Origin of the sequence: Pseudomonas sichuanensis (assembly GCF_003231305.1) — a bacterium.
GTDB lineage: Bacteria > Pseudomonadota > Gammaproteobacteria > Pseudomonadales > Pseudomonadaceae > Aquipseudomonas > Aquipseudomonas sichuanensis.
On the sequence record NZ_QKVM01000005.1, the window covers coordinates 19,347 to 32,716 of the forward strand.

The following is a 13,370-nucleotide window of genomic DNA, read 5'->3' on the forward strand; positions in this document are numbered from 1 at the left end:
GCGAAAGGGGCGCGAAGCGGCCCCAGATCTCAGCTTCGCTACTCAAATCGCCGGGGCCGCCATGCGGCCCTTTCGCGGCGCAAGGCCGCTCCTACAAGGGCCTTGCAAGCAGCTTCAGGCGTTGCCCGACAACTTCAAGCGCGCCGCCTGGGTGAAATCGAGCATGCGGTTGAGCGGCTTGATCGCCTTGGGGATCAGCGTCGGCTCGACGAAGATCTCGTTACTGCCCGTGCGCAGGCAATCCAGCACACGCTCAAGGGTATTCATGGCCATCCACGGGCAGTGCGCGCAACTGCGGCAGGCCGCGCCGTTGCCGGCGGTGGGGGCTTCGACGAATTCCTTGTCCGGGCACAACTGCTGCATCTTGTAGAAGATGCCACGGTCGGTCGCGACAATGTACGTCTTGTTCGGCAGGGTCTGCGCAGCCTTGATCAGCTGGCTGGTGGAACCCACCGCGTCGGCCAGCTCGATCACCGCTTCCGGCGACTCCGGGTGAACCAGGATCGCCGCGTCCGGGTACAGCGCCTTCATGTCGGCCAATTGGCGCGACTTGAATTCTTCGTGGACGATGCAGGCACCGTCCCACAGCAGCATGTCGGCGCCGGTCTGCTTCTGGATGTAGCGGCCCAGATGCTGGTCCGGGCCCCAGATGATGGTCTCGCCGTTGTCCATCAGGCTTTCGACGATTTCCAGTGCGCAGCTGGAGGTCACTACCCAGTCGGCCCGCGCCTTCACTGCGGCAGAAGTGTTGGCGTACACCACCACGGTGCGCTCGGGGTGCTGGTCGCAGAAGTCCGAGAACTCCTTGACCGGGCAGCCCAGGTCAAGCGAGCAAGTGGCTTCCAGGGTCGGCATCAGCACGCGCTTTTCCGGGGTGAGAATTTTCGCCGTCTCGCCCATGAAGCGCACCCCGGCCACGATCACCGTGTCAGCGGGGTGATTCTTGCCGAAGCGGGCCATTTCCAGCGAGTCGGACACGCAACCGCCGGTCTCCTCGGCCAGGGCCTGGATCACCGGATCGCAATAGTAATGGGCGACCAGCACGGCATTTTGCTTCTTCAGCTCGGCGGCGATGGCCGCACGGTACTCGGCCTCCTGCGCGGGCGTCAGCGGGTGGGGCTGCTTGGCGTCAAGGTGGGCCTGTACCAACAGGCGTTCGGAAATCTGGGTCATGATCGCAGGACCTGCAGGGCGCGTACGCGCGTCAATCGAGTGTATCACCCGGCCCTGACAGATCGGCTAGCGGTGCCGGACGGCCAGCTGGGCGGGCCCTCGCGGCCCCTCTGCGGGCGCGGATTATTATCGGACGGCGAAGGCTACAGGCAATCGGAGCGATGCAAAAGGGGTTTTTGCGTGGCGGCTCTGAATGCAATCGCGGGGCAAGCCCGCTCCCACGCTAGAGCCAACGTGGGAGCGGGCTTGCCCCGCGAAATGGGCCTGGAACCTGCGATCAGCCCTGAGGCTGCAGGGCCGCCAGGTGGCTGCTGATCAGCATGGCGAACTCTTCGACGGTCATCTTCTTGCCGTTGAAGTCGACCATGCCATCGGCATACTTCAGGCTCGAAACGACGTCAGTGCCCTGCACCGTGGCCATGCCGCTCTGCACTGCCATCATGCCGACCATTTCACCCGCCTGGCTGGATTGCTGGGCGATGGCCTGCGCGTCGGTCTCGCCACCCAGCAGTGCCTGCAGGGTGGCCAGGTCACCGACCATCGGCTTGGACACGCTCAGCTTGCTGTGCAGGCTGCTGACCAACTGCTTGCCCAACTGATCAGGCGGCAGGTCGAACGAGGTCGGGTTGGCGAAGTCCATTGCCAGGCTGAAGTGGCTCTCGCCGTTGGCAGTCTTGAACGACAGTTTTTCCAGTGCCAACTGCGGCTTGCCGGCAAGCATCTTTTGCAGATCGCCCTGGACCTTGGCCTGTTCTTCAGGCGTCATGTCGAGCGACGGCAACGCCTGCCCTTCGGCGGCCGCCTGCTGAACCTGCGGCATCTTGGTCTGGTACCACTCCATCAGTGCCTGCATGGCCGGAATGTCGATGGACTTCATGGTGAAGACCATCTCGCCGCTGCCCACCTTGCGCCCGGCATAGCTGATGTCGGCCACCTTGTACTCCAGGCGCCCAGACAGCTTGTCCTTGGCTTCGCCTTCGGCGCTGTACAGGTTGTTCTGCTGCAGCCCCTTGAGCACCAGCACTTGCTGATCGGCACCGCTGGTGATCTGGGTATCAGCCAGGGCCAGGTCGATGTTACCGACGTAAATCATGTCGTGGGCGGTCTGGCTGAGCTTGCCGCCAACCTTGAAGCCGCTGAGCAGGATCTTCACCGGCGTCTCTTGCGCATCGGCGAAATTCAGCTCCAGACGGTCGGCATTGGCGTGAATTTCGGCAGCCTTGCCCTCGCGGTCACCGCTCACCAGCAATTGCATGCCGGAGAAGTCCAGGACCTTTTCGCCATCCTGCTCGAGCTTGACCGGCGCCAGGCGGATATCGCTTTCGACCGTGCCGCCATAGCCCAGGCTGACTTGGCCGCTGACGGGCGCTTTGTCACCCGCCGCAGCGAACCACGGCGCGGTGAAGTCGTCCTTTTCCAGTGCGCTGTTGCTGGTGGCCATCACCGGCATCAGCTTGAATGCCTTGACCCGCGACCAGGGGAACGGGCCGTGCTCGATCTGGTCGACCACGCCGACGTCGAAGTTCAGCTTCTCGACCTCGCCCAGTTGGATGTCCTTGGCCTTGAGGCGGTAGTGCGCCGTGCTGGTGAAGAAATGCTGCTCCAGCGAAGCCAGTTCGATGGTCATGCTGCCGCCAGTGCCGACCAGGGCCTTCTTCAGCTCTTGGTTACCCTGCGTGATGGAGCGCTCCAGCTCCGCCGGCAGCTGTTTGCCGGTGTACCAGGCGCCAGCGGTGGTTGCGACGGCGATGGCGACGGCCAGGCCGGAAAGGATGCTTGCTGATTTCTTCATGAATAGAACCGATTGCTGTCCATAAGGGCTGCGCGTGGAGGTACGCGAGGACGCGCAGAATACCACTGTCGGGGTAAACGCATGGCACGGCAGTAGCACACGCACAGGCGAAGCGCCGTACCACCGCCCGTCTTGTCGTAAATATTTATAGACACGAAAATCCGCACAAAACAGGTAAAGCGCCAAAAAAAGGCCGAAAAACCCTTTCGATGTAGATAAAAAACAACATGACCAGTCAGTCTGTCATGTTTAACTTGACACCCTAATGACCATCGTTTTTTATTTCACCCACCTTGCAAGCGCCCATTCCACGAAGAAGAACAATCGCGCCGCCATCATGCCCAAACGCCCCTGCCCGCACGCGCCGCCTTCCTCGTCCCGGCGCTTCCAGCCCTGACACCCGCGCCCTCTCCGCGCACTTCGCAGCTCCAACATAAAAGGTGAACAACATGGAGCCCACCCGCTCGACCTTGCCGTGCCCGCCGCACGCCGTGCCTGCCGTCCAACGCCAGGAGTACCGCGCGCATGCAGCCTGACCACCGCGCCACCGGCAACGGCCAGTTCCGTAAATCCCTGCGCCTCTGGCACGTGGTGATCATCGGCCTGGCCTACCTCACCCCGATGACCGTGTTCGACACCTTTGGCATCGTCTCCGGCATCACCGCCGGGCACGTGCCCAGTGCCTATATCCTGGCGCTGGCGGGCATCCTGTTCACCGCGGTGAGTTATGGCACCCTGGTACGACGTTTCCCGCAGTCCGGTTCGGCCTACACCTACACCCAACGCGCGATCAACCCGCACGTGGGCTTCCTGGTGGGCTGGTCGTCGCTGCTGGACTACCTGCTGCTGCCCATGGTCAACGCACTGCTGGCCAAGCTGTACCTGTCGGCGATGTTCCCCGAGGTGCCGGCATGGATGTGGGTGGCCGGCTTCGTCACCGTGATCAGCCTGATCAACATGCGCAGCATCAACCTGGTGGCGCATTTCAACCTGCTGTTCGTGCTCGTCCAGGTGGCGATCATGAGCGTGTTCGTCTACCTTTGCGTGCGTGGCCTGGATCAAGGAGAGGGCCTGGGCACCGCGTGGAGCCTGGTGCCGTTCGGCGACGAGCAGACCCAGTTCGCCGCCTTGGCCGCGGGTGCGACCATCCTGTGCTTCTCGTTCCTGGGCTTCGACGCGGTCACCTGCCTGTCGGAAGAAACCCGCAATCCTGGCAAGACCATCCCGCTGGCGATCTTCCTCACCGCGCTGATCGGCGGCGTGGTGTTCATCGGCGTGTCGTACTTCATCCAGGCCTACTTCCCGACCATGCAGCGCTTCCACGACCAGGAAGCGGCGCTGCCGGAAATCGCCCTGTATGTCGGCGGCAAGCTGTTCCAGTCGGTGTTCATCGCCTGCACGGTGATCAACACCATCGCCTCGGGCCTGGCGTCGCAGACCAGCGTGTCGCGCCTGCTGTACGTGATGGGCCGCGACAAGGTGATCCCGGCCAGCGTGTTCGCCCGCCTGCACTCGCGCTACAAGACCCCGGTGCTGAACATCGCGATTGTCGGCCTGGTGGCGCTGTCGGCGATCTTCTTCGACCTGGTCACCGCCACATCGATCATCAACTTCGGCGCGCTGGTGGCATTCAGCTTCGTCAACCTCTCGGTGATCAACCACTGCTACCTGCGCGAGGGCAACCGCCAGGGGCTGGCCAACAAGATGAAGTACCTGGTGCTGCCGACCATCGGCTTCTGCATCATCGTTTCGCTGTGGCTGGACCTGAATGAACACTCGTTGTTGTTCGGCGGAGTCTGGGCGGCACTTGGCGTGCTGTACCTGGGCTGGCTGACCAAGGCCTTCCGGGTTGCACCACCGAACTACATCGCTGAATGAACCACACCCGACGCCCGCCTGACCGCGGGCGTTCTGTTTTGATCGAGAAGGAAAAGCCCATGTCGCTGCGCCGCCTCTCCATCCAGTGGAAGATCACCCTGCTTGCCGGCCTGTGCCTGCTGGCCATCGTCGCCCTGCTGGTGGCCACCTCGCTCACCCAGGCCCGGCGCAACGCCGAGCAGGTGTTCCAGGCCAACACCGAGCTGCTCGACCGCAGCGCCCGCCAGCGCCTGCAGGCCCACGGCGAGACCCAGGCGCTGCGCATCCAGCGCTACTTCATGGACGCCTACCAGTACGGCAACGGTTTCGCCCGCCTGGTGCAGGCGCTCAAGGCCCGGGGCGGCGCCGACCTGCGCAACCAGCTCAACCACGAAGCCCGCGCCGCACTGGCCGGCAACCCCGATCTGATCGGCCTGTACCTGGTGTTCCAGCCCAATGCCCTGGACCAGCGCGATGCCCAGTTCGTCGGCCAGGCCGATGCCGGCAGCAACGACAGCGGGCGCTTCTCGCTGTACTGGTCGCAAAGCAGCCCCGGCGCGCTGGAAACCGAGGCCATGCCCGAGTCGATGCTCGCCGACACCAGCATTGGCGCCAACGGCTCCCCCTACAACCGCTGGCTGACCTGCCCGCTTGAAACCGCCAAGGCCTGCGTGCTCGACCCGTACTTCGACGAGATCAACGGCCAGAAGGTGCTGATGACCAGCATTGCCCTGCCGCTGCTCGAAGGCGGCAAGGTGGTTGGCGTGATCGGCCTGGACATCGGCCTGGACAACCTGCAGCAGCTGGCCCTGGCCGGGCGCCAGGAACTGTTCGACGGCCAGGGCCAGGTGAGCATCGTCAGCCCAGTCGGGCTGTTGGCCGGCCATAGCCAGGACGCCCGGCAACTGAGCAAGACCGTGGAGCAGGCCTTCGGCAGCGCCGCCAGCGCCTTTGCCGGCCCCCTGCGCGCCGGCCAGCCGGTCGAACGCCTGGATGGCGGCATGATGCGCATCTCGCGCCCCTTCACCCCGATCCCTGGCGCCGCGCCCTGGCAGGTGCTGCTGGAGCTGCCGGAGAGCGTGCTGCAAGCGCCGGCGGTCGCCCTCAACCAGCGCCTGGACGATCACAACCAGCGCGCCAACCTGACCAGCCTGCTGATCGGCCTGGGCGCTGCCGTACTGGGCCTGCTGCTGGTGTGGCTGACCGCCCGCGGCGTGACTCGGCCGATCCTGGCGGTGGCCGCGCGCCTGAAGGACATCGCCAGCGGCGAAGGCGACCTGACCCGGCGCCTGGACTACGCCCGCGACGACGAACTGGGGCAATTGACCGGCTGGTTCAACCGCTTCCTGGACAAACTGCAGCCAGTGATCGCCCAGCTCAAAGGCTCGGTGCAGGAAGCCCGCGGCACCGCCGACCAGTCATCGCTGATCGCCAGCCAGACCAGCACCGGCATGCAGCAGCAACACCGGGAAATCGAACAGGTGGCCACCGCCGCCAACGAAATGAGCGCCACCGCCCAGGACGTCGCCCATAACGCCGCGCAAGCCGCCCAGGCCGCACGCGGCGCCGACCAGGCCACCCGCGAAGGCCTGGCCTTGGTCGCGGCCACTCGCCAGGCCATCGACCAGTTGGCCAGCGGCATGGATGCAGCCATGGAGCAGGCGCGCTCGCTGGAAAGCCGTGGCGAGCAGATCGGCTCGGTGCTCGAGGTGATCCGCGCCATTGCCGAGCAGACCAACCTGCTGGCACTCAATGCCGCCATCGAGGCCGCCCGCGCCGGCGAGGCCGGGCGCGGCTTTGCGGTGGTCGCCGACGAAGTGCGCAGCCTGGCGCAGCGCACCCAGGTATCGGTGGAGGAAATTCGCCAGGTGATCGAAGGCCTGCAGCAGGGCACCCAGGATGTCGTGGGTGCCATGCACGGTGGCCAGCGCCAGGCCCGCGAGAGCGCCGCGCAGATGGAACAGACCCTGCCCGCCCTGCAACGCATCGACCAGGCGGTAACGGTGATCACCGACATGAACCTGCAGATCGCCTCCGCCGCCGAGCAGCAGAGCGCAGTGGCCGAGGAAGTGAACCGCAATGTCGCGGGGATTCGCGATGTGACCGAATCGTTGGCCGGGCAGGCCGATGAGTCGGCACGAATCAGCCAGGCGCTTAACCGGCTGGCCAACCAGCAACAGGCCTTGATGGAGCAATTCCGCGTCTAGGAACGGCTGCGCACTCGGCATTTCGGGGCCGCATGGCGGCCCTGACAACTGTCACCGGATGTTTCGCGAGCCTTTCATCTCTTGTTGACGATCTTTTCACTTCGCCTCCTCTAGCGTCGCCTCCTTTAAGCAGCCGCCAGCCTGATGGCGGCTATCTGGCTCCTGAGGCGCACGTGACCACCCCATCCCCAACCGCAAAAAAAAACATGGACTGGGCAGGCCTCGGCTGGCTCCTGCTGTTTTTCTGGTATTTCTCCGGCGTCACCCAGGCGCTGTTGCTGTTCAGCGGCACCACCGGTTTCGCCGGGTTTCGCGACGCCTTCATCCTCAGCAGCCTGTGGCTGGCGCCGGTACTGTTGCTGCCACGCCTGACCCGCGGGCTTGCGGCCGTCATCGGCCTGGTGTTGTGGGCCAGCTCGCTGGTGGGCCTGAGTTACTTCGGCATCTACCATCAGGAGTTCTCGCAGAGCGTGATCTTCGTGATGTTCGAATCGAACACCGCCGAGGCCGGCGAGTACTTCAGCCAGTACTTCAGTGTTTCGCTGTGCCTGGCACTGCTGCTGTACACGGCGGTTGCGGTGCTGCTGTGGACCCGCATTCGCCCGGTTACCCTGCCTCTGCGCAGCCGCATCCCCGTGGTGGCCTTGCTGCTGGTGTCGCTGCTGGTCCTGCCGTTCTACAAACAGCTTGTCACCCAGCAACGCACCTTTGCCGAAGCCCGGGAGAAGGTCGAACAGCGCATGGAGCCGGCGGTACCCTGGCAGTTGGTGGTGGGCTACCGGCAATATCGCCAGCAGCTCGACAACATGCAGGAACTGCTGCAAAAGAATGCCGCCCTGCCGCCGCTGCAGAACCTGGCGGACAGCAACGGCGACACACCGCGCACCCTGGTGCTGGTGCTGGGCGAGTCCACCACCCGCGAACACATGCACCTGTATGGCTACAACCGCGACACCACGCCGAACCTCGACGCCCTGGCCGCCAGCGACAAGGGCCTGACGGTGTTCCGCAACGTGGTGTCGCCGCGCCCCTACACCATCGAAGTGATGCAGCAGATCCTCACCTTCGGTGACGAAGAGAACCCGGACCGTTTCCTGACCGATCCGTCGCTGATCAACTTGATGAAGCAGGCGGGCTACAAGACCTTCTGGATCACCAACCAGCAGACCATGACCAAGCGCAACACCATGCTCACCACCTTCTCTCAGCAGACGGACGAGCAGGTGTACCTGAACAACCAGCGCAACCAGAACGCCAGCCAGTACGACGACGTGGTACTCGCCCCCTTCGAAAAAGCGCTGCAGGACCCGACGCAGAAGAAGTTCATCATCATCCACCTGCTCGGCACCCACATGGATTACCGTTACCGCTATCCGGCAGATTACGAGCATTTCAAGGACAATGCCGGCGCCCCGGCGGCGCTGTCGCCGGACAAGGTGCAAACCTACAACTTCTATGACAACGCGGTGCGCTACAACGACTACGTGGTGTCGAGCCTGATCAAACGGTACGCGGCCACCACGCCGAACGGCTTTTTGCTGTACCTCTCCGACCATGGCGAGGATGTCTACAGCTCCGGCCAGCACGATCGCCTGGGGCGCAACGAGGGCGACCCGACCCGACCGATGTACACCATCCCCTTCCTGCTCTGGACCTCGCCAAGCTGGCAGGCCAGCCACCCACGAGACCTGCAGGCGATGGCCTCGCGCCCTTACAGCAGCTCGCACCTGATCCACACCCTGTCCGACCTGGCCGGGCTGAGCTACGACCGCTACGAGCCCGCCAAGAGCCTGGTGAGCACGCAGTTCAGCCCCAGCCCGCGCTGGATCGGCAACCCCTACGTCAAGAACGGCCTGCGTGAGTTCGACCAACTGCCCGACAGCAAGGTGCAACACGAGCAAAGCACTGCATCCAGCAACGAGGTAAAGCCTGGTAAAGGCTGACAGAGACAACGCCCATCAAAAAGCCGATACCCGAGCGATCAGGTACCGGCTTTTTTGTTGTTGCCAGGGCGATAGGGAGAGCTCTCTCCCGGCAGCGGAAACGAAAAAGCCCGCCATGAAGGCGGGCTTTTCGTACTGCAATATGGTGGGTCGTGTAGGATTCGAACCTACGACCAATTGGTTAAAAGCCAACTGCTCTACCAACTGAGCTAACGACCCGTTGGATGGCGCGTATATTACTGATTTCTCAGGGGAAATCAACACCCTATACGCATTTTTTTAAAAATAACGGGTTGGGTCCGCTACACCGGCTGCACTGAAGCCATCGGCCCGCAGGCGGCAGCTGTCGCACTTGCCACAGGCGCGCCCATCGTCATCGGCCTGATAGCAGGACACGGTCAGGCTGTAGTCCACACCGCGAGCGATACCGGCCTGGACAATCTGCGCCTTGCTCAGGTTCTGCAGCGGCGCCTGGATACGAAAACCCTGCCCTTCGACCCCGGCCTTGGTGGCCAGGTTGGCCATGCGCTCGAAGGCCTCGACGAACTCGGGGCGGCAGTCCGGGTAACCGGAGTAGTCCACCGCATTGACGCCAATGAAAATGTCACGCCCCTGAAGCACTTCGGCCCAGCCGAGCGCCAGCGAGAGGAACACGGTGTTGCGCGCCGGCACGTAGGTCACCGGGATGCCTTCGCTTGGCGCTTCCGGCACGTCAATGCTGCTGTCGGTCAGGGCCGAGCCGCCGATGCCGTTCAGGTTCAGGCCAATCACCTTGTGCTCGACCACGCCCAGGTCACGGGCGACCCGCGCCGCGGCCTCGAGCTCGGCACGATGGCGCTGGCCATAGTCGAAGCTCATGGTGTAGCAGGCGTAGCCTTCAGCCTTGGCCATGGCCACCACAGTGGCCGAATCGAGGCCACCAGAAAGCAGGATTACCGCGCGTTTTTCAGTCATGTCTTTTCTCTCAGCGTCCAGGTTCGTCGTTCCACAGCAGCTTGTGCAACTGCAGCTGGAAACGCACGGGCAGGTTGTCGGCGACGATCCAGTCAGCCAGGTCGCAGGCTTTCACCTGATGGTGGCTGGGCGAGAACAGCACCTCGCCGGCACGCTCGGCCAGGTTGTACTGGATCAGTTTGGAGACCGCCCAGTCGTAGTCTTCGCGCGAGCAGATAACGAACTTGACCTGATCGTTGCGGGTCAGCAGCTCGATGTTCTCGTAGCGGTTACGGTGCGACTCTTCGGAACCTGGCGTCTTCAGGTCGACCACGCGGCTGACCCGGGTATCGACGCCGCTGATATCGAGAGCGCCGCTGGTTTCCAGCGAAACCTCGTAACCGGCATCGCACAGGCTGCGCAGCAGCGGCAGCGCATTAGGCTGGGCCAGAGGCTCGCCGCCGGTGACGCAGACATAGCGCGGCTTGAAGCCGGCCACCTGCTCGAGGAGCGAATCGAGAGTACGGATGCTGCCGCCGGTAAAGGCATAGGCGCTGTCGCAGTACTGGCAGCGCAGGGGGCAACCGGTCAGGCGCACGAATACCGTGGGCAGCCCAGCCGTTCGCGTTTCACCCTGCAACGAGTAAAAGACTTCGGTGATGCGTAATGTGTCTTGCATGATCGCCACGGGCGTGACAGCTGAACAGGCTGTCCGCCTCCGTCAGGCACTGTCGCGGACTCGACATGGCGTTATCCGCAGCAGCGTGTTTACGAAAAAAGGGCAGTGATTCTAACGAAAAAACCCGCGACAGGCGCGGGTTTCTTCATGAAGCATTGACTCAGAGCTTTTGCAGGTCACGCTCAGCCAGTTTGGCGGCGGTGGTTTTAGGGTAGTCAGTGACCACCTTCTGCAAAATGCCTTTGACCTTGTCGGTGTGGCCCAGACGGCGCTCGACGTCGGCCAGCTTGTAGAGCGAATCCGGCACCTTGCTGTGCTCCGGATACAGCTGGCTAACCTTGGCAAAGGCCTGGCTGGCACCCTGCAGGTCGCCTTTGGCGAGGTTCACCTCGCCCAGCCAGTATTGCGCGTTACCGGCGTACTGGCTGTTGGGGTATTTGCGCAGGAAGGCGTTGAAGGCCTGGCTGGCCTTGTCGAAGTCCTTCTGCTTGATCAGGTCGAAAGCGGCGTCGTAATAGAGCTTCTCTTTCGCCGGATCACCCGGCTCGCTGCTGGCGGCCGGTGGCTGCGCGGCGCTGGCGCCGGCGGCGGCACCCGTGGCTGCGTTGTTCGCACCACCGGTGGAGGAATTATCGGGAGTCGCGGCAGGTGCCGTTCCGCTGCCGATGCGGCGGTCCAGTTCCTGATAGCGCTCGAGGTTTTCCTGCTTCATGCGCGACACATCGTTCTGCAGCTCTTCGATGATGCCTTGCTGGCGGGAAAGCTGGTCCTGCATCTGCTGCAGCTGCATGAACAGCTGGCCGTTTGCAGAAGCAGGGGCCGAAGCCCCTGCTCCGGCATAGGCGCCGCTCGTGCCATAACCCGCGGGTGGCAAGCCACCTGCGTTGTCATCTACTACGGGAACCGCAGCCCACGCCGAAAGCGGCAGGCTGAGTGCGAGGACGGTTACTACACGGCGGCACATACGCATAGGAACTTACTTACGCAGTTCTACGCGACGGTTCTGAGCCCAGGACTGCTCGTCGTTGCCGGTGGCAACTGGACGCTCTTCGCCGTAGGAGACCAGTTCCAGCTGAGCAGGGGAAACGCCCTGCAGAACCAGGTAGCGCTGAACGGCCTTGGCACGACGCTCACCCAGAGCCATGTTGTACTCGCGGGTGCCGCGCTCGTCGGTGTTGCCTTCCAGGACAACGCGGTTGCCGTTGGACTTCAGGTCCTTGGCGTGAACGTCCAGAGCGCGCATGGCTTCTGGCTTCAGGTCCGAGCTGTCGTATTCGAAGTAGAAGGTGGTGATTGCGCGCAGGGCGGCTTCTTCGCTCAGGGAGCCGTCAACAGCGCCAGTGTTGGCACCGTAGCCAGCGTTCGGATCAACAGCGCCTTCACCAGCGTTGTCACCGCCTTTCGAGGAGCAACCTACAGCTACGGCCATGGCCAGAGCCAGCGCAGCAAATTTACCAAACTTCAGCATTTCCATCTTGAAACTCCTAATGAAACCCCAATGTGTTAAGCAAAACGTGTTACGCCGCAATCAGTTCAGGTAAGGGGACCAGGACGGTTCTCTGACTTCGCCTTGAGCGGTAGGAAGCGGGAGCCTCACGCGGCCGTTAAGCGACACGAGCATCAAGACTCCCCGGCCCTGCTGGCGGGTGGCGTAGATTAGCATGGTGCCGTTTGGCGCAACAGTGGGAGACTCATCAAGACTGGTCTCGGTGAGAATCTTTACACTTCCGCGTTGCAGATCCTGGGCAGCCACTTTGAAGTTGGTGAAACCTTGTTGGCGATGGATCATCACCAGGGTCTTTTCATCCGCCGACAGTTTCGGGTTGGCGTTGTAGTTGCCCACGAAAGTTACTCGCTCGGCACCACCGCCACTCACCGACTGTTTGTAGATCTGCGGCTTGCCGCCACGGTCGGAAGTGAAGTAAAGGGTGTTGCCATCCTTGCCCCAGAACGGCTCGGTATTGATACCGGGGCCGGCGGTGACACGGCTGATCTGACGCGAGGCGACGTTCATTACATAGATGTCCGGGTTGCCGTCTTTCGACAACACGAACGCCAGGCGAGTACCGTCGGGCGACCAGGCAGGCGCGCCGTTCAGGCCTTCGAAGTTGGTGACCTGCTCGCGGCGGCCGGTATCGATGTGCTGGACGAAGATGCGAGGACGCTTCTGCTCGAACGACACGTAGGCGATGCGTTTGCCATCCGGGGCGAAGCGCGGCGACAGGATCGGCTCGCGCGACTGCAGCAGGGTGACCGCGCGGGCGCCGTCGTAGTCCGAACGCTGCAGGGTGTAACGGGTGTTGTTGGTCGAGAAACGCTCGGCGGTCACGTACAGCATGCGGGTAGAGAACGCACCCTTGATGCCGGTGAGCTTCTCGAACGACTGGTCGGCGATGTAGTGGGACATGTCACGCAGCTGATCGACACCGCCCGCGACGCTACCGGTCAGCACTTGCTGCTCGGTGGCGACGTTGAACAGCGCATAGCTGACCTGCAGGCGGCCACCGGCAGGCGCGATGCTGCCGACCATGACGTACTGCGCGCCCAGTGCTTTCCAGTCGCGGAAGATGACTTCGCTGGCCTGGGTGGGCTGGCTGATCATGTTCTGCTTCGGAATCGGCGAATAGTAGCCGGAGTTGCGCAGGTCATTGCCAATGATATCGGCCATGTCCTCGGGCAGCACGCTGCCGCCCTGCACGCCGAAGGGCACGACCGCGATTGGGGTTGCCCGGTCGCTACCGCTGGTGACCAGGATGTTCTTTTCCTCCGCCATGGCCATGCCTGCC

At 63.1% G+C, this 13,370-nt stretch carries 9 protein-coding genes, 1 tRNA gene and 2 pseudogenes; 4 read left to right on the top strand and 8 right to left on the bottom strand.

Annotation, left to right across the window (positions count from 1 at the left end):
• Positions 1-114 precede the first annotated feature (114 nt).
• Complete coding sequence (nadA, locus tag DM373_RS03970; protein ID WP_110992330.1) at positions 115-1,173, bottom strand: quinolinate synthase NadA; 1,059 nt, start codon at positions 1,171-1,173, stop codon at positions 115-117.
• A gap of 277 nt (positions 1,174-1,450) precedes the next feature.
• A complete protein-coding gene (locus DM373_RS03975; RefSeq protein ID WP_110992331.1) occupies positions 1,451-2,965 on the bottom strand; it encodes a YdgA family protein in 1,515 nt (504 codons plus the stop codon).
• A gap of 525 nt (positions 2,966-3,490) precedes the next feature.
• On the opposite strand from DM373_RS03975, the gene DM373_RS03980 reads away from it, so the two are divergent.
• The 4 genes and pseudogenes from DM373_RS03980 to DM373_RS03990 all read left to right on the top strand — a co-directional run bounded on the left by DM373_RS03980 (position 3,491) and on the right by DM373_RS03990 (position 8,972).
• A complete protein-coding gene (locus tag DM373_RS03980) occupies positions 3,491-4,843 on the top strand; it encodes an APC family permease (protein WP_110992332.1) in 1,353 nt (450 codons plus the stop codon).
• 278 nt (positions 4,844-5,121) lie between these two features.
• Positions 5,122-6,171: pseudogene (locus DM373_RS29570) on the top strand (methyl-accepting chemotaxis protein); the annotation flags it as partial.
• 336 nt (positions 6,172-6,507) lie between these two features.
• A pseudogene (locus tag DM373_RS29575) lies at positions 6,508-7,029 on the top strand (methyl-accepting chemotaxis protein); the annotation flags it as partial.
• A gap of 173 nt (positions 7,030-7,202) precedes the next feature.
• Positions 7,203-8,972, top strand: coding sequence for a phosphoethanolamine transferase CptA (locus DM373_RS03990; RefSeq protein ID WP_279630454.1), 1,770 nt, complete (start codon positions 7,203-7,205; stop codon positions 8,970-8,972).
• A gap of 143 nt (positions 8,973-9,115) precedes the next feature.
• On the opposite strand, the gene DM373_RS03995 is transcribed toward DM373_RS03990, so the two are convergent.
• The 6 genes from DM373_RS03995 to tolB form a co-directional block, all read right to left on the bottom strand.
• Positions 9,116-9,191 (bottom strand) — tRNA-Lys (locus tag DM373_RS03995).
• 60 nt (positions 9,192-9,251) lie between these two features.
• Positions 9,252-9,926 (bottom strand): 7-cyano-7-deazaguanine synthase QueC, encoded by a 675-nt coding sequence (gene queC, locus DM373_RS04000; protein WP_110992335.1) that lies wholly within the window; start codon positions 9,924-9,926, stop codon positions 9,252-9,254.
• A 10-nt stretch (positions 9,927-9,936) separates the two neighbouring features.
• Entirely contained in the window at positions 9,937-10,584 is a 648-nt protein-coding gene (queE, locus tag DM373_RS04005; protein WP_110992452.1) for a 7-carboxy-7-deazaguanine synthase QueE, read from the bottom strand.
• Positions 10,585-10,744: 160 nt separating this feature from the next.
• Positions 10,745-11,554: a tol-pal system protein YbgF gene (gene ybgF / locus DM373_RS04010; protein WP_110992336.1), complete on the bottom strand. Its 810-nt coding sequence runs from the start codon at positions 11,552-11,554 to the stop codon at positions 10,745-10,747.
• Between the two features lie 6 nt (positions 11,555-11,560).
• Positions 11,561-12,058, bottom strand: coding sequence for a peptidoglycan-associated lipoprotein Pal (pal, locus tag DM373_RS04015; protein ID WP_008090230.1), 498 nt, complete (start codon positions 12,056-12,058; stop codon positions 11,561-11,563).
• A 54-nt stretch (positions 12,059-12,112) separates the two neighbouring features.
• Complete coding sequence (tolB, locus tag DM373_RS04020) at positions 12,113-13,363, bottom strand: Tol-Pal system beta propeller repeat protein TolB (protein WP_244215036.1); 1,251 nt, start codon at positions 13,361-13,363, stop codon at positions 12,113-12,115.
• Positions 13,364-13,370: the final 7 nt, after the last annotated feature.